The organism is Methylobacterium segetis (assembly GCF_004348265.1).
Taxonomy (GTDB): Bacteria; Pseudomonadota; Alphaproteobacteria; order Rhizobiales; family Beijerinckiaceae; genus Methylobacterium; species Methylobacterium segetis.
On record NZ_SMNT01000015.1, the window covers coordinates 1 to 16,640 of the forward strand.

The 16,640-nt window shown below is 70.8% G+C and carries 16 protein-coding genes; 1 reads left to right on the forward strand and 15 read right to left on the reverse strand.

Going from position 1 to position 16,640, the window contains the following annotated elements; all coding sequences use genetic code 11:
- Window positions 1-53: 53 nt before the first annotated feature.
- The 6 genes from E1J50_RS05890 to yajC all read right to left on the reverse strand — a co-directional run bounded on the left by E1J50_RS05890 (window position 54) and on the right by yajC (window position 6,299).
- Window positions 54-1,772, reverse strand: coding sequence for an L-lactate permease (locus E1J50_RS05890; protein ID WP_405029797.1), 1,719 nt, complete (start codon window positions 1,770-1,772; stop codon window positions 54-56).
- Between the two features lie 153 nt (window positions 1,773-1,925).
- Entirely contained in the window at window positions 1,926-2,807 is an 882-nt protein-coding gene (locus E1J50_RS05895; protein ID WP_132251357.1) for a phytoene/squalene synthase family protein, read from the reverse strand.
- A 10-nt stretch (window positions 2,808-2,817) separates the two neighbouring features.
- Window positions 2,818-3,207, reverse strand: coding sequence for an Mth938-like domain-containing protein (locus E1J50_RS05900; RefSeq protein ID WP_132251359.1), 390 nt, complete (start codon window positions 3,205-3,207; stop codon window positions 2,818-2,820).
- Between the two features lie 15 nt (window positions 3,208-3,222).
- Window positions 3,223-4,167: a protein translocase subunit SecF gene (gene secF / locus E1J50_RS05905; RefSeq protein WP_132251361.1), complete on the reverse strand. Its 945-nt coding sequence runs from the start codon at window positions 4,165-4,167 to the stop codon at window positions 3,223-3,225.
- Between the two features lie 124 nt (window positions 4,168-4,291).
- Window positions 4,292-5,899, reverse strand: a complete 1,608-nt coding sequence (gene secD / locus E1J50_RS05910; RefSeq protein ID WP_132251363.1) for a protein translocase subunit SecD — start codon at window positions 5,897-5,899, stop codon at window positions 4,292-4,294.
- 64 nt (window positions 5,900-5,963) lie between these two features.
- Entirely contained in the window at window positions 5,964-6,299 is a 336-nt protein-coding gene (gene yajC / locus E1J50_RS05915) for a preprotein translocase subunit YajC (protein ID WP_132251365.1), read from the reverse strand.
- A gap of 251 nt (window positions 6,300-6,550) precedes the next feature.
- On the opposite strand from yajC, the gene E1J50_RS05920 reads away from it, so the two are divergent.
- Window positions 6,551-7,426 (forward strand): ATP-binding protein, encoded by an 876-nt coding sequence (locus E1J50_RS05920; RefSeq protein ID WP_132251367.1) that lies wholly within the window; start codon window positions 6,551-6,553, stop codon window positions 7,424-7,426.
- Between the two features lie 70 nt (window positions 7,427-7,496).
- Here the strand turns inward: E1J50_RS05920 and E1J50_RS05925 are convergent, their stop codons facing one another.
- The 9 genes from E1J50_RS05925 to E1J50_RS05965 all read right to left on the reverse strand — a co-directional run bounded on the left by E1J50_RS05925 (window position 7,497) and on the right by E1J50_RS05965 (window position 16,624).
- Window positions 7,497-8,975 (reverse strand): peptidoglycan DD-metalloendopeptidase family protein, encoded by a 1,479-nt coding sequence (locus tag E1J50_RS05925; protein WP_425374912.1) that lies wholly within the window; start codon window positions 8,973-8,975, stop codon window positions 7,497-7,499.
- A gap of 255 nt (window positions 8,976-9,230) precedes the next feature.
- Window positions 9,231-9,908, reverse strand: a complete 678-nt coding sequence (locus E1J50_RS05930) for a protein-L-isoaspartate O-methyltransferase family protein (protein ID WP_132251371.1) — start codon at window positions 9,906-9,908, stop codon at window positions 9,231-9,233.
- Window positions 9,909-9,982: 74 nt separating this feature from the next.
- Window positions 9,983-10,747: a 5'/3'-nucleotidase SurE gene (gene surE, locus E1J50_RS05935; RefSeq protein WP_132251373.1), complete on the reverse strand. Its 765-nt coding sequence runs from the start codon at window positions 10,745-10,747 to the stop codon at window positions 9,983-9,985.
- Window positions 10,747-12,030, reverse strand: a complete 1,284-nt coding sequence (serS, locus tag E1J50_RS05940) for a serine--tRNA ligase (RefSeq protein WP_132251375.1) — start codon at window positions 12,028-12,030, stop codon at window positions 10,747-10,749. Before serS ends, surE begins: the two co-directional genes overlap by 1 nt.
- A 117-nt stretch (window positions 12,031-12,147) precedes the next feature.
- Window positions 12,148-12,948, reverse strand: a complete 801-nt coding sequence (tatC, locus tag E1J50_RS05945) for a twin-arginine translocase subunit TatC (protein ID WP_132251377.1) — start codon at window positions 12,946-12,948, stop codon at window positions 12,148-12,150.
- A 3-nt stretch (window positions 12,949-12,951) separates the two neighbouring features.
- On the reverse strand, window positions 12,952-13,425 hold the full coding sequence (gene tatB, locus E1J50_RS05950; protein ID WP_132251379.1) for a Sec-independent protein translocase protein TatB: 474 nt from the start codon (window positions 13,423-13,425) through the stop codon (window positions 12,952-12,954).
- A gap of 125 nt (window positions 13,426-13,550) precedes the next feature.
- The gene (locus E1J50_RS05955; protein ID WP_132251381.1) at window positions 13,551-13,844 is read right to left on the reverse strand and encodes a twin-arginine translocase TatA/TatE family subunit; all 294 of its coding nucleotides are present in this window, start codon (window positions 13,842-13,844) and stop codon (window positions 13,551-13,553) included.
- A gap of 133 nt (window positions 13,845-13,977) precedes the next feature.
- A complete protein-coding gene (gene nagZ, locus E1J50_RS05960) occupies window positions 13,978-14,985 on the reverse strand; it encodes a beta-N-acetylhexosaminidase (RefSeq protein ID WP_132251383.1) in 1,008 nt (335 codons plus the stop codon).
- 199 nt (window positions 14,986-15,184) lie between these two features.
- Window positions 15,185-16,624 carry an SPOR domain-containing protein gene (locus E1J50_RS05965; RefSeq protein ID WP_132251385.1) on the reverse strand — a complete coding sequence of 480 codons (1,440 nt, stop codon included), beginning with the start codon at window positions 16,622-16,624 and terminating at the stop codon, window positions 15,185-15,187.
- Window positions 16,625-16,640 lie beyond the last annotated feature (16 nt).

A 16,640-nucleotide genomic window follows, 5' to 3' on the forward strand; every position in this document is an offset into this window, starting at 1 on the left:
CCCGCCCCGGCCGAGGGCCGGAGCGGGTTGCAGCATGGCCGGTGCGGCCGACCCTACGGGTGGATGACCATCGCGTTGAACGGGTACACGTAGGCCTGCAGCATCACGAGGCCGCCGACCATGCAGGCGAGCACGATCGAGTGCCAGAACACGAAGCGCAGGATCTTGCCCTCCTGGCCGAAATAGCCGGTGGCGGTGGAGGCCACGACGATCGACTGCGCGTCGATCATCTTGCCCATCACGCCGCCCGACGAGTTCGCCGAGGCCATCAGGATGCCCGACAGGCCGAGCTGCTCCGAGGTGATCTTCTGCAAGCCGCCGAAGAGCACGTTCGAGGCCGTGTCCGAGCCCGTCAGCGCCACGCCGAGCCAGCCGAGCAGGGTGCCGAAGAACGGGTAGAGGATGCCCGTGCCGGCGAAGGCGAGGCCGAGCGTCGCGTCGACGCCGCCGTAGCGGGTGAGCACGCCGAGCGCGAGCATCGCCGCGATGGTGATGAGCGAGTAGCGCAGCACCCAGATCGTCTCGAGATAGGCGGTGACGAGGCGCCAGGGCGAGAAGCGCATGATCAGGCCGGAGATGATCGCGGCGATGAGCACGCCCGTGCCCGTGTAGGACATGTAGGTGAAGGCGAAGACCGCCGCCTCCGGATGCGCCTTGGCGACGACCGGGGGCACCTTCATGATCACGTTGTGCAGGCCCGGGACCTCGTACTTGATCGTGAAGATCGGGTTCACGAGGCTCTTGAACCAGCCGGTGCCCCAGATCGCGACGACGACCGACAGGATGATCCACGGCACCCAGGCCCAGGCGATCTCGCTCGAGGTGGCGGTGCGGGCGCCGGTATGCACGCGCGGCAGGTCGCCGGGCACGCCCGCGCCGAGGGCGACGGGACGCGGCTCGGTGCCGTAGCCGATGGACGGATCGTGGCCGCGCAGGGCCGGCGAGGTCCAGACCTGCGCCGGCCGCCAGACCTTCAGGAACAGGACCAGGGCGCCCATCGAGACGAGCGAGGCGCCGATGTCGACGATCCAGGGGTTGATGTAGTTCGAGATCAGGAACTGCGCGAGCGCGAAGGAGATGCCGCAGACGGCGATGGGCGGCCAGATCGCGATCATGCCGCGGAAGCCCGCGAAGACCCAGATCAGCCAGAAGGGCACGATCACCGAGAAGAACGGGAGCTGCCGGCCGATCATGGCGCCGAGGATGTAGGGGTCGTAGCCCGTGACCGAGGCGAGGCCCTGGATCGGTGCGCCGAGCGCGCCGTAGGCGACGGGCGCGGTGTTGGCGATGAGCGAGAGGCCCGAGGCCGCGAGCGGCGAGAAGCCGAGGCCGATCAGGATCGCGCCGGTCACCGCCACCGGGGTGCCGAAGCCGCCCGCGCCCTCGAAGAAGGCGCCGAAGGCGAAGGCGACCAGAAGGAGCTGGATGCGCCGGTCCGTCGTGATGCCCGCGACCGATTGCTGGAGGGTGGCGAACCAGCCCTTCTCCACCGTCAGGCGGTAGAGGAAGATGACGTTGAGGATGATCCAGCCGATCGGGAACAGGCCGAGCGCCACGCCGTAGGCGGAGGCGCGCAGCGCGAGGCCCGTCGGCATGCCGAAGGCCACGATCGCGACGAGGAGCGCGATGACGAGGGACAGGACGGCCGCGATATGGGCCTTGACCTTGCCGCTCGCGATCATGCCGAGCAGCGCGACGACCGGAAGGGCGGCCGCGAGCGTCGAGAGCCACGCGTTCCCGAACGGGTCGTAGACTTGATTCCAGGTTTCCACGGGCGTCACGCTCCTCCGTACGCCCGATCTTCTGGCCGGGCCGTCCAGCGTTGCTAGCAGAGCCGGTGAGGCGGCTCAACGCGGATTAATCATGTATTCAGAGAGTGTTGCAGAGGAACACGCGCCTCTGTCACTCCGGACGGCCCACCGGCTTCAGCGGATCCGCCGCGCGGCCCGCCAGAGCCGCCAGAGCCGGCGCCAGCGGGACATGTCGACGGGCGTGTTCAGCGGGTCGTAGCCCGGCCGGTCCATCGCCGCGAGGTAGGGCTCCACGAGGGCGACCGGCAGGAAGGCGGCCTGCGCGGCCGGCGCGATCGTAGGCCGGGCCGCCTCGTAGGCCGCGAGATGCCGGCGGGCGAGCGCCCGCAGGTCCCGGGCCGCGCCGGCGAGGCCGGGGCCGCCGCGGCCGGTGACGATGTCCTCGCGGGTGACCCCGTGTTCGCGCAGGATGTCGGCCGGCAGGTAGACCTGACCCGCGCGCGCGTGCCAGGGCAGCGCCCGAAGAAGGCCGGTGATGCCGTAGGCGACTCCGGCATGGCCGGCCGCCGCCGCGCCGCCGGGCTCCGCCCCGTCGCTGAGGACGAGGCTCGCGAGGCGGAACAGGGAGGAGGCCGTCTCGCCGCAATAGCCCTCGAGGTCGTTCACCCGGGGCATCGGGTCGTCGTAGAGGTCGAAGACGCGGGCATCGATCAAGTCGACGAAGGGCTGGCGGCCGAGCCGGCGCCGGACGATGGCGTCCTCCAGGGCTGCCGCGACGGGATTGGCGCGCACGTCGCCGCGCGCCTCGCCCTGGAGCGCGTCGCGCCACCATTGCAGGCGGATCTCGCCGGCCATCGGGTTCGAGGCCGCCTCGCGCACGCGGGCGATCGTCAGGCTGAAGGCGTAGAGGGCGAAGAGGTGGGGCCGCGCCTGCGCCGGGGCGAACAGGGTCGCGAAGTAGCGGTCCGCATCACCCTCCCGCACCAGGGCCTCGCAGTGCTGGAAGGCGAAGGGGAGCCCGTTGCCGGTGCTGGTGCTGGTCTCGGTCTCGCTCACGCAATCCCGCTCATGCGACGGCGATCAGGGCGGCGGCGACCTTGCGGTTCTCCGCCACGAGGATGTTGTAGGTGCGGGCGGCCGCACCCGTCTGCATCACGTCGAGGCCGATGCCGTTCTCCTTGAGCCAGGCGCGCAAGGGGGCCGGCAACGGCACGATGTCCAAGCCGGTGCCGACGAGGAGAAGGTCGATCGCCCCCGCCTCCGCCTGGACCGGGCGCAGGGCGTCGCGGCCGATCGTCGAGGCCTCCGTCACCTCCCAGGCGCGGACGCCGGAGGGCAGCGCCAGGATCGAGCCGCGATGGCTCATCTCCGCGAAGCGGAATCCGCCGCCGCCATAGGCGTCGATCAGGTGGCGTCCGGGGACGAATCCGTCGTTGAGACGGCGGGGCTCGCTCATCCGGCGCGCCCGTCCCTACTCCGCCGCCTGGGCGAGGTCGGCCCGGTCGCGGGCCTGGGCACGGGTGCCCGACAGCATCAGCCCGAGATAGATCAGCACCGGCGTCGAGATGAAGATCGCCGAGTAGGTGCAGATCACGACGCCGCACAGCATCACCACCGCGAAGCCCTTGATCGCCTCGCCGCCGAACAGGACCAGCGCCAGGAGCGACAGGGCGGTGGAGATCGAGGTCATCACGGTGCGCGACATGGTGGAGTTGATCGAGAGGTTCAGGAGCTCGACCGTCGGAATCGTCTTGTAGCGGCGCATCAGCTCTCGGGTCCGGTCGAACACCACGACCGTCTCGTTGAGGGAATAGCCGACGATGGTCAGGATCGCCGCGATCGAGGTCATGTTGAACTCGATGCGGGTGAGGATGAAGATGCCGACGGTGAGCACGATGTCGTGCAGCGTGCCGACGATGGCGCCGAGCGCCAGTTCCCGCTCGAAGCGGAACCAGAGGTAGAGCAGCACCGCGACGACCGAGAGGACGACGCCGAGCGTGCCCGATTGCACGAGCTCGCCCGAGACGCGGGGGCCCACCGTCTCCGTGCGGCGGAACTCGTAATCCGCGTCGAAGGCGGCGTGCGCCTTCTGCATCACCTGGGTCTGGCCCTGCTCGCCGGCCTGGAGGGGGAAGCGCACCAGGATGTTGCCCTGGCCGCCGAGCTCCTGCACCTCCGACTCGCCGAAGCCGAAGCCGTTGGCGGTGTGGCGCACCGCGGCGACGTCCGCCGTGCCGGATTTCGCCTGCAGCTCGACGAGGGTGCCGCCCTTGAAGTCGATGCCGAAGTTCAGCCCGATCGTGAGGAACAGGACGACGGTCGCCACCGACATCAGCGCCGAGAGCGGGAAGCTGAAGCGCCGGTAGCGCATGAAGTCGAAGTGCGACTCGTCGGGCCAGAGGCGGAGCAGACGCATGATCGGTCTCGGGTTCTGGGCCGGTGCCGCTCGGGGAAGCGGCTCCTGGCCCGTCAATCTTGAGGTCGGCCGGCGCGCCGTCGCGAGCGGCGCGGCCAAGGGGCCGACGGCGAAGGCACCGCCGTCAGAACGGCAGGGCTTTCGGGCGGAACGTAGTGTACCACACGGCGATCATCATGCGGGTCAGCGTCACCGCCGTGATGACCGTGGTGAGGATGCCGAGGATGAAGACCACGGCGAAGCCCTTCACCGGGCCCGAGCCGAGGAAGAACAGGATCAGCGCCGCGATCGCCATGGTCGAGTTCGAGTCGATGATCGTGGCGAAGGCCCGGTCGAAGCCGGCCTGGAGCGCCGAGATCAGGGAGCGCCCGGCCCGCGACTCCTCCCGCATGCGCTCGTAGATGAGCACGTTCGAGTCGACCGCCGTGCCGATGGTGAGCACGATGCCGGCGATGCCCGGCAGCGTCATCGTCGCCTCGAGCACCGACATCAGGCCGAGGATGAGGCCGACATGGACGATGAGGGCGATGTTCGCGATGAAGCCGAAGGTTCCGTAGGTCAGGAACATGAAGCCGATCACGAGGACGGCCGCGACGAGCGTCGCGAGCTTGCCGGCCTCGATCGAGTCGCGCCCGAGGCCGGGACCGACGACGCGGCGCTCGACCACGGTGAACTTCGCGGGCAGCGCGCCGGCGCGCAGCAGCACGGAGAGGTCGTTGGCCTGCTGAACCGTGAAGTTGCCGGTGATCTGGCCGTTGCCGCCGGTGATGGCGGAGCGGATCACGGGGGCCGAGACCACCTCGTTGTCGAGCACGATCGCCATGCGCCGACCGACATTCTCCGAGGTCGCCTGCCCGAAGCGCTGCGCGCCCTTCAGGTTGAACTTGAAGCTCACCATCGGCTCGTGCGTCTGCTGGTCGAAGGCGGGCTGGGCGTCGGTGAGGTCGCCGCCATCGGCCATGACGCGGCGCTCCACGGGCACCTTGGCGCCCTTCTCGTCCTTCGAGGGCAGGAGGTCGACGTCGCCGGACGGGCTGTCGGCGAGCATCCGGAACTCGAGCTTGGCGGTGGAGCCGAGGAGCTTCTCGAGCCGCTCCGGATTCTGCTCGCCCGGCACCTGGATCAGGATTCGGTCGGCGCCCTGCTGCTGAATCGAGGGCTCGGTCGTGCCGGTCGAGTCGAGGCGGCGGCGGATGACCTCGATGCCCTGGCTCACGGCGCGGCGGGTGCGCTCGTTGACGCCGGCATCGGTGAGGGTGAGGCGGATCGGCCCGTCGGGCTGGTCGACGATCTCGACGGTGCGCCCGCCGGTCTGGCCGACGAGGGGGTTCGAGATCGGCTGCGACAGTTCCTGGAGCTTCGGCAGCACCTTGGCGCGGGCCGCCGCGTCGGGCACGCGCAGCTGAACGCCGCGCTGCAGGAGCTGGATGCCGCCCTCGGCGCGGACCGATTCCTGCTGCAGGATGCGGCGCACGTCGTCGCGGAGCGCCTTGGCCTGGGAGGCGATCAGCTCGTTCTGGTCGACCTCGAGCAGGAGCTGCGAGCCGCCCTGGAGATCGAGCCCGAGCACGATCGCCCGCTGCGGGATGATCCAGCTCGGGAACCAGCCCGGCAGCGCGGCCATGAACGCCTTGCGGCTGTCGGCCGGGAAGAAGCTCGGCACGGCCAGGCTCAGGCCGATCAGGATGACGGCGAGCGTCGCGATGATCTTGGTTCGGGAGAAGCGCAACATCCGCCGGTCCTGCTGTGTCGTTTGCGTGCCGGGGATGGGATCAGGCCGGCACCGTGAGCGGCGCTCAGGCCGCCTTGACGGGGCCGCCCTTGACGCGGACCTCGGAGATCATGGACCGCACGACCTTGACGCGGACGTTCGGCGCGATCTCGACCTCGATCTCGGACGACTCGTCCGTCACCTTGACGACGCGGCCGACGAGACCGCCATTCGTGACGATGGTGTCGTCGCGGCGCACGTTCTTGACCATGGACTGATGGTCCCGGACCCGCTTCTGCTGCGGCCGCAGGATCAGGAAGTACATGATCACGAAGATGAGGACGAACGGCACCAGCTGGAAGGCGATGTCCGCCCCACTGGAAGCGGTGCCGGCCCCTTGCGCGAAGGCGGGGGTGATCAAGCGCGTGACTCCTCAAAAAGCGTCGGCTGCCCGACGGCCTGCTGGGCCTGCCCGGGCCGGGCCGAAAAGCGCGCGGACTATAGCCACGGCCTAAGTGAAAGCAACGCCGTATGGGTGAGGCGAATCGGACTTCCCCGGCCGCGGCCGCGCCAATGACGGAACTTCCGTCGCGCGGGGGCGGTGATTTCCAGCCTCGATCCTCCTAAACAGCGGCCCATCCTTCCCGAAACAGGCGCGAAGCGGCGTTTCCCATGACGAGCCCCACGACCCTCGACACGCTCCTGCCGCTCCTGGAGCGGATCGCGACGGCGCTGGAGCGCGCCGCCCCCCGCGAGCCCGCCCCCCCGGACCTCGGCGCGGCCGACGCGTTCCTGTGGGGACCGGAGCGTCGGCTGATCCCGGTGCCGCGGGTCAACCGCGTCGAGATGGGCCTGCTCACCGGGATCGACCGCGCCCGCGACACGCTGGCCGAGAACACGGAGCGCTTCGCCCGGGGCCTGCCCGCCAACAACGCGCTCCTGTGGGGCGCGCGCGGCATGGGCAAGTCGTCCCTCGTCAAGGCGGTGCACGCGGAGACGAACGCGAAGGCCCCCGAGGGCGCGCTGCCGATGAAGCTCGTCGAGATCCACCGGGAGGACATCGAGGCGCTGCCCGACCTGATGGCGACGCTGCGGGCCGACCCGCACCGCTGGATCGTGTTCTGCGACGACCTCTCCTTCGACGCCGACGACACTTCCTACAAGTCGTTGAAGACGGCGCTCGACGGCGGCATCGAGGGGCGGCCTGAGAACGTGCTGTTCTACGCCACCTCCAACCGGCGGCATCTCCTCGCGCGCGAGATGGTCGAGAACGAGCGCTCGACCGCCATCAATCCCGGCGAGGCGGTGGAGGAGAAGGTCTCCCTGTCCGATCGGTTCGGCCTCTGGCTCGGCTTCCACAAGTGCAGCCAGGACGAGTACCTCGCCATGATCCGCGCCTACGTGGAGCGCTACGGCCTGACGGCCGAGCCCGAGCGGGTCCGGGCGGAAGCCCTCGAATGGGCCGTGACCCGCGGCTCGCGCTCCGGCCGCACCGCCTTCCAGTTCATCCAGGACCTCGCCGGGCGGCTCGGCCAGCGCCTCGGCTGAGGCCCGGAACGCGAAGGGGCGGCCCCGGCGGGACCGCCCCTTCGCGATTCTGCGTCCGAGACGGCCCGCGTCAGTTGCTGGCGAGCTGCGACATCGGGTCGATGGGCGAGCCGCCCTTGCGGATCTCGAAGTGGAGCTGGGGCGAGGTGACGTTGCCCGAGGCGCCCGACTTGGCGATCGTCTGGCCGCGCTTCACCTTCTCGCCGGGCTTCACGTCGATCTCGCCGTTATGGGCGTAGGCCGAGACGTAGCCGTTCGTGTGGCGCACCAGCACGAGCTTGCCGTAGCCCTTCACGTCGGAGCCGGCATAGGCGACCGTGCCGTCCTCGGCGGCCTTCACCGCCGTGCCCTCGGGCACCGCGATATTGATGCCCTCATTGCCGCTGGAGCCGTAGCCCGCGATCACCCGGCCCTTGGCCGGCCAGCGGAAGGATTGGTCGGGCGCGGCCGCGGCAACCGAACCCGTCGCGGACGGCTCCGTCTTCTCGGGGGCCGGAGCGGGCTTGGCGGCCGCGACCTTGGCGGCCTTCTCCGCTTCCTTCGCCTCCTTCGCCTCCTTCGCGGCCTTCTCGGCGCCTTCCTTGGCGGCCTTGGCCTCGGCGAGCTTCCTGGCCGCATCCCGCGCGGCCTCGATCTTCGCCTTCGCGGCGGCCTCCGCCTTCGGATCGGGCTTCATCTCAGCCTTCACCTCAGCCTTCGGCTCGACCTTCGCGGTCTGGCCGGGGCGAACGTGCTTCTTCGCCGCTTCCTTCTGGGCGGCCTCCTTGCGGGCCTTCTCCTCGGCGAGCTTGCGGGCCTCGGCCTCCTTGCGCTCCGTCTCGCGCTTGGCTTCGAGCTTGGCCTCGGCCAGCTTCTCGGCCCGGCGCTTCGCGTCCTTGTCGGCCTGCAGCTTCTCCGCCTGGGCCTTCTCGGCCTGCGCCTTGACGTCCGCGGCCTTGACGTCCGCGGCCTTGGCGTCCGTGGCCTTGTCGGCGGGCTTCGGGCCCTTCGAGAATTGCAGGCGCTCCTGCGGCGCGGCCGGCACGGTGCGGGCCGTCATCGCGTCGGGGTTCATGCCGGAGGCGGTGTAGACCGGGATCACGATCTGGCGGCCCGGCGTCACCTGCGCGGCGCTGGTCAGGCCATTGGCCGAGAGGATGGCCGAGGCCGGTACGCCGTAACGGGTCGACATCTGGTTCAGGCTGTCGCCCTGCGCGACGGTGATCCGGGTGCCGCCCTGCGCGTTCCAGCCGGCGGCGCCGGTCGCCGCGACTCGGGTGCTCTGGGCTGGGGGCTGCGCCGGCCGCGAGAGGGCGGGCCGCGGCGCGGCCGGGCTGAGAGGCGCGCTCGCCGGTGCGCCGAGCGCCTCGGACTGGATGCGGCCCGTGCGGATCGCGGGGGCGGGCGCCGCCTCGTTCTCGGGCAGGCTGCCCGTGGCGGAGGGCTCGCTCGACAGGTTCGAGGCGAACGGATTGACGAAGGGATCCCCGAGCCGCGAGGCGTCCGAGGAACAGGCGGCAGCGCCGCCACCGATCACTCCGATGAGGGCGAAGCGCGACAGCGTCCGCATCCCCCGACCAGCCCCGCGAACCCGCATCGACGCACCCGTTTGCCTGACGCAACTTGATGCCGTCATTCAAATCGGATTCAGGTTAAGCAACCGTTCCCGTTCACCCTGTTTCGCGAGGTGACGGAACCTTTGCCGACCCTTGGGTTGCAATCCGGGCACAGCGGGCGGAGAGGGGCCTCGCGAGAGCCCTTCGGCCCCGTCCGGACGCCGAGGTACGGTTCCAACGGATCTCTCGGAGCCTGAGAGGGGACCGTCTCAGGCGTGCGCGGCGCGTCCCGGTTGCAGGGGCACGAGGCGCAGGGGCGCTCCGAGGGATTCGGACACCCCCTCCTCCCCCCGCAGCACCGTGACGAGGCGGCCGATCCCGCCCCGGCCCGTCGCGGCGAGGCCGGCGACGAGCCGGCCGCCGGGCGCCAGCGCCGCGATCAAGCCCTCCGGCAGGCTCGGCACCGAGCCGTTGATCAGGATGCGGTCGTAAGCCCCCTCCCCCCTCGCCGTGAGCCCGTCCGCCCGCAGGACGCGCAGGCCCTCTCCCGGCCCCAGCCGCTCGCGGGCGGCGGCCGCGAGGCCGGCATAGAGTTCGAGGCTCGTCACGGCGGCGGCGCCGAGCTGCAGCAGCAGGGCGGTGGCGTAGCCGGAGCCGGTGCCGATCTCCAGCACCCGCTGGCCCGGCGCGAGGTTGAGCGCGACCAGCATGGCCGCGACCGTCGTCGGCGCCGTCATGGTGGCGCCGCAGGGCAGCGGCAGGGCGAGGTCACGCCGGGCCAGCTCCCGGTGGGCCGCCGGTGCGAAGCGCTCCCGGGGCACGCGCTCCATCGCGCGCAGGATGCCCGTGTCGCGAACGCCCCGCTCCCGCAGGGCCAGCACGAAGGCGGCGTTCTCGACGGGGCTACCGGCGTCGTCGGGAAGGGATGTCGGGTCTGCGCTCGTCACCGGGGCAGGCTCGCACGGAAGCGACGGTCTGAGCCAGAGGCGGGGAGCGTGAAAGGCGCCGCTTCGCGTTCCGGCTACTCGGCGAAGGCCTGCGCGAAGCGCGTCAGCGTCGGCTCGTCGGTCAGGTCGAGGCGCAGCGGGGTCACCGAGATCCGGTTCTCGGCGATGGCCTTGAGGTCGGTGCCGCGGCCGGGCTCGAAGCGGGCCTTGGCGAAGGCGAGCCAGAAATAGGGATTGCCGCGCCCGTCCATGCGCGCGTCGATGGCGAGCAGGGCTTGGTTGCGCTGCCCCTGCGCCGCCACGGCGATGCCCACGACCTCCTCCGGCTCGCAATCGGGGAAGTTCACGTTGACGAGGATGCCGGGCTCGATGCCGGTCTCCAGGATCTTCGCGATCACCGTCGGCCCGTGATGGGCCGCGCAATGCCACTTGATCGCCCCGCGCCCGCCCACGCCGTAGGCCTGGCTCAGCGCGATCGACCTCACGTTCAGGATCGTGCCCTCCATCGCGCCCGCGATCGTGCCCGAATAGGTCACGTCCTCCGCGACGTTCTGGCCCCGGTTGACGCCCGAGAGGACGAGGTCGGGCCCCCGCTCCTGCAGGATGTGACGCACGCCCATGATCACGCAGTCGGACGGCGTGCCCTTCACGGCGAAGCGCTTCTCGGAGACCTGGCGCAGGCGCAGGGGATCGTTGAGCGAGAGCGAGTGCGAGACGCCGGACTGGTCGGTCTCCGGCGCCACCACCCAGACGTCGTCGGAGAGGTGGCGGGCGATGGTCTCCAGCGTCTCCAGCCCCGGCGCGTGGATGCCGTCGTCGTTCGTGACGAGAATGCGCATCAGATCTTCGGTCCCTCGATCCGGTTGAGGCCGCCCATATAGGGCTGGAGCGCGGACGGGATCGTGACGCTGCCGTCCGGGTTCTGGTAATTCTCCATGACGGCGATGAGGGCGCGGCCGACCGCGACGCCCGAGCCGTTCAGGGTGTGGAGATAAACGGGCTTGCCGTCCTTCGGGCGATAGCGCGCGTTCATCCGCCGCGCCTGGAATTCGCCGCAGACGGAGCAGGAGGAGATCTCGCGGTAGGTTTCCTGGCCGGGCATCCAGACCTCGATGTCGTAGGTCTTCTGCGATGCAAATCCCATGTCGCCCGTGCACAGGGTCATGACCCGGAAGGGCAGTTCGAGCGCCTTCAGCACGGCCTCGGCGCAGGCGAGCATGCGCTCGTGCTCTTCGGCCGACTTTTCGGGTGCCGTGATCGAGACGAGCTCGACCTTGTTGAACTGGTGCTGGCGCAGCATGCCGCGGGTGTCGCGCCCCGCCGCACCGGCCTCCGCCCGGAAGCAGGGCGTGAGGGCGGTGAAGCGCAGCGGCAACTCGTCCTCGGACAGGATGCTCTCGCGCACGAGGTTGGTCAGGGGGACTTCCGCCGTGGGAATCAGCCAGTAGCCGTCGCCCGCCGCGAATTGGTCGTCCCGGAATTTCGGCAATTGCGCCGTGCCGAACATCGCCTCGTCGCGCACGAGGATCGGTGGCGCCACCTCGGTGTAGCCGTGCTCCTCCGTGTGCAGGTTCAGCATGAACTGGCCGAGGGCGCGTTCCAGCCGCGCGAGTTGACCCTTAAGCACCACGAAACGGGAGCCGGAGAGTCTGGCGGCCGCCTCGAAATCCATCAGCCCGGCGGCCTCGCCGATCTCGAAATGCTGACGGCCCGTCTCCAGCCAGGGATGGGTCGGCTCGAAGCGGCTGTACTCGACGTTGCCGTGCTCGTCCGCCCCCTCCGGAACATCCGCCTTCGGCCGGTTCGGGATCGCGGCGAGGCGCTCGTCGAGCGCCGTGGCGGCCTGCGCTTGCGCCGCGTCGAGGGCAGGCGCCTCCTCCTTGAGCCGGGCGACCTCCGCCATCAGCTCCTGCGCCCGCGCCTCGTCCCGCGCCTTCTTGGACGCGCCGATCTCCTTGGCGAGCGCATTGCGCCGCTCCTGGTTTCCCTGCGCCGCCGAGACGGCGCCGCGGCGGGCCTCGTCGAGCGCGATCAACTCGGCGGAGAGGGGCGGGAGCCCGCGCCGCTGCAGGTCGTGATCGAACGCGGACGGGTTCTCGCGGATGGCGCGGATGTCGTGCATGGGACGGCTCTGATCCTGGGCGCAGACGCTTTGCAGCATCGCTCCCCGCGGGACAAGGCCGGAGGCGCATCGACGAACCGGGCCTGCCGCCGAGCGGAAGGCCGACCGGGATGCGCCCTAAGGCTCCAGCCCCTCGGCGATGCGGCGCGCCGCGCGCAGCTTCTCCATGCGGGAGACCGACAGGACCGAGGCCTCGTAGAGCAGCAGCATCGGGATCGCGAGGGAGAGCTGCGAGATCACGTCGGGCGGGGTCAGGATCGCCGCAGCCACGAAGACGAGGACGATGGCGTAGCGGCGCTTCTCCCTCAGGAAGGCCGAGTCGATTACGCCGATCTGGCCGAGCAGCGTCAGGATCACGGGCAGCTGGAAGGCGATGCCGAAGGCGAAGATCAGGGTCATGATCAGCGAGAGGTACTCGTCGACCTTCGGCAGGAGCGCGATCGTCGGCTCGCCCGCCACGCCGACCTGCTGCAGGCTCACCGAGAACTTGATGAGCAGCGGCATGGCGAGGAAGAACACCACCAGCGCGCCGAGAACGAAGAAGATCGGCGTCGCGACGAGGTAGGGCAGGAAGGCCTTGCGCTCGTTGCGGTAGAGGCCGGGCGCCACGAAGGCGTAGATCTGCGTCGCGATCACCGGGAAGGCGAGGAAGGCCGCCCCGAACACCGAGAGCTTGATGTTGGTGAAGACCTGCTCGAGGAAGTGCGTCGCGATGAGCTTCGCGTTCTCCGCGCCGACCACCGAGACGTAGGGGTGGACGAGGATGTTGTAGATGTCCTTCGCGAAGAAGAAGCACCCGAAGAACATCACCACGAACGCGACGAGCGACTTGATCAGCCGCGAGCGCAGCTCGATCAGGTGCTCGATGAGCGGGGCCCGCGAGGCCTCGATCTCGGCCTCATCCGCCTCGTTGATCATGGCTCAGGCGCCCGGCGGTCTGGCGGGTTGATCGGAAGCGATCGGATCGACGGCCGAGGCGTCCGGCAGCGGAGGACGCGGCACGTCGTAGCTGCCCCCCTGGCCGCCATATCCCGTCTCCGCCCGCAATTGCGCGGTCGCCTCAGCGAGGGTGCCCGAACCGGGCTGCGGTGCAGTGCGTCCCTCGCGGGCCTCGATCGCACCTTTGAGCTCGTCGCGGATCGTCTGGACCGGGTTGAAGCCCTGCGTGCCGGACCCGACCGTGCGCTTGATCCCATCGACCTCGCGGCGCACCTCGTCGAGCTCGGCCTCGCGGATCGCCTCGTTGAACTGCATCTGGAACTCGCCGGCCATGCGGCGCAGCTTGCCCGTGATCTGCCCGACGGTGCGCAAGGCCTTCGGCAGGTCCTTCGGCCCGATCACGATGAGGGCGACGCCGCCGATCAGCATCACCTCGCCCCAACTCATGTCCAGCATGTCGTCGACGTTCCTGGGCTCCCGCGAGCCGTACAGTCCCGGGCAGGGCGGACGGGACCCGGCGAGGCGCGGGAAGAGCCCTTACACCAACGCGGCTTGCGTGCCAGCCGCTCCGGGCAACACCCTCAGACGGTCTTGTCGCGGGCGGGCAGGTGGCTCGCCGGGATCGCCGTGCCGGGGCTCGGCTCGCTCGCGGGCTGGCCGGCGTGCGGAATCGTGCGGACGGGTTCGTTCGCGGAGACCGGCGGAGCCTGGGCCGGCGTGCCCTGGGGCGGCGCCTCGTCGTCCGCCATGCCCTTCTTGAACGCCTTGATGCCCTTGGCGACGTCGCCCATCAGGTCCGAGATCTTGCCGCGGCCGAACAGCAGCATCACGATCGCGGCGACGATGATCCAGTGCCAGATACTCATGCTGCCCATGGCAACCTCCTGCGCCGCGAGCCGCTGCCGGGCGACGCCGTCCTACGTGGTCGGGTTGGCGCGAAACTAAGGATCGCACCCCGCGAACACAAGGCGTCCGCGGCCTTCCGTCCAAGAGGCCGGATGCGCAGGCTCAGGCCGCGGCGGAGAGTCCCGCCTCGAAGCGGGCCCGGGCCTCGCGGACGTCGAAGCCGTCGCTCTCGGGCCGCAGCCGGGCAAGCGCGGCCTCGGCCCGGCGCAGGGCGTCCCCGGAGAGCTCGGGCGACCCTTCGGCCACGGCCTCCATCTCCGCCTGGTCGCCGTTGCAGTGGAGGGCGACGTCGATGCCGGCCGCGAAGGCAGCCTCGGCGCGGGTCCGGAACGGGCCGGTCAGCGCGTGCATCGAGAGATCGTCGGTCATCAGCAGGCCGTCGAAGCCGATCGCGCCGCGGATGATCTCGCGCACCACGATCGGCGATTGCGTCGCGGGCCGTTCGGGATCGAGCGCCGTGAAGACGACGTGCGCGCTCATGGCGAGCGGCAGGTCGGCGAGCGTGCGGAAGGGCTGGAAATCCTGGGCGGCGAGGCTGTCGCGGGAGGCTCCGACGACGGGCAGCCCATGGTGGCTGTCGCAGGCGGCGCGGCCGTGGCCGGGGATGTGCTTCATCACCGGCAGCACGCCGCCCGCCATCAGGCCCTCGGCGACCGCCCGGCCGATCTCGGCGACGGCGGACGGGCTCGTGCCGTAGGCGCGGTCGCCGATGATGTCGTGGCTGCCCTCCACCGGCACGTCGAGCACCGGGGCGCAATCGACGTTGATGCCGACGCTGGCAAGATCGTGCGCCATCAGGCGCGCGCCGAGCCGAGCCATGGCCGCGGCCGAACCGTCGAGGCGGCCGAAGCGCCGCCCGGCCGGGTAGGCGGGCCAGTGGGGCGGGCCCATCCGTTGCACGCGCCCCCCCTCCTGATCGATCAGGATGGGTGCGTCCTCCCGCTCGACGGCCGCGCGCAGCGCCCCGGTCAGGGCCCGCACCTCGTCGGGCGTGCCGATGTTGCGCTTGAACAGGATGAAGCCCCAGGGCCGGACCGCCCGGAAGAAATCGGCTTCCTCCGGAGCGAGGGTCCGGCCGGCGCAGCCGAGGATGAGTGCACGGGAGGTCATCGGGTTTCAGGCTCGCGGAGGGCTCTGCGGCGAATCGCGGGATCAGCGTCGGGCGGGCTCTCGGCCCGCGACAAGGCGAAATCGGGGAGACCGGCGGGGTTCCGGGCGAGCGGCACCCCACTGTTGCATCCGGGTATCGGACGCGTACCGGACGATGTGGCTCGGACCCGGCAGAGTGCCGGGCCCGCTCAGCCCGCTCTCAGTTCTTGGCGACGAAGCACTGGCCGCCTGCGGCCTGCAGCTGGCTGCAGAGGCTCGTCGCCTCGTTCTTGCCGAGCGGCCCGACGCGCACGCGCCAGATCGTCTTGCCGTTCACCTCGGCCTGCCGGATCAGTTCGGGCTGGCCGGCAAGCTGGGCGTACTTGCCCTGCATCTGCCGGAAGGCGGTTTGCGCCTCGGCGGCGCTGGTGCGCACCCCGAGCTGCACCGAGAATCCGCCGACGGGAGCGGCGGTGGTGGCCGCCGTCGTGGTCGGAGCCTCGACGGGAGCCGCCGTCTCCGGAGCCACCGAGGCGACCCGCTGGGGCGCCTTGGGTCGCGTCGGCGCGGGCGCCGCCACGACGGGCGTGCTCTCGGCCGCCGGGGGCGGTGCGGTGGGCGTGGGGGCCGGCGTCGGCAGCGCGGACGCCTGACGGGAGGGACGCGGCCTGGCGGGGGCCGCTTCCTCGGAGCCCGGCAGGGTCATGGTCGGGATTACGGAGGGTGTCGCCGTCTCGGCCGCGGCCGCCTCGCGCTGGGCGGGCGGCGGGGGCGGCGTGTCCGGCTTGACCGAGACCGTGCGGACGCGGCGCGGCTCCCCGAAGGCGTCCGTGAGGCCGCCCGGGGTCGTGCCGGACTCGCTCGTGCCCTGCCCGCCCTGCGAGAGACCGGAAGCGCCCTGCGCCGCCCGCGCGGCCTGGGCCACGTCGAGGGGCTGCTCCTCGCGGTTGACGATGCGGATCTGGCCGTCCTTGGCCTTGGGCTCGTAGATCTGCTTGTTCTGGTCCGGGATCTCGACGCCGTCCGCGGTCTTCGGCGCGATCTTGAGGGGGGCCGTGTCGGCCTGGATGAGGGGCACGCCGCCGCCGATCCGGCCGGAATGCAGGCTGCGCCACGTCAGCGCACCCGTGACCGAGATCGCGACGACCGCGATGCCGGCGCCGACCGAGACGAGGCGCCGCCGCCGCGGGGCCCGCTTCAGGGCGCGTCCGCCATAGGCGGCCTGGGCCTCCATTCCCGAAACATCCGTCTCGTGCCCGTCGTAGCCGGGCCCGGCCGGGTATTCGCGGTCGACGGTGGCAAGGTACTGGTCGAAGGCGTCGGCTGGGCTCGTTCCTTGCGCCGCCGCGGAATGGGCGGAGGCCTGATGGGCCGGCACCTGCTCCGTGACGAAGCTCGGCTCGACGCGCCGGGCCGGCACGCTCTCGCCGCCGCGGCGGCCGTCGCGAGCCTCCAACAGCGCCCGGAAGGGGTCGTCCTGGCCCACGATGCGGGCAAGCTCGGCCAGCGGGTCGGACTTCGTCTCAGGTCGCGATTCGATCCGCGGCTCGGCCCGGCCGCCACCCGGAACCGCCGTCGGGCGCGGGTGACTCGGCTGAGGGTGCTGCAGGTCGCGCGCGAAGGCCTCGAAATCGATCTGCGCCCGCGATGCGTTGGTCATGGCAGCATCCTCATCT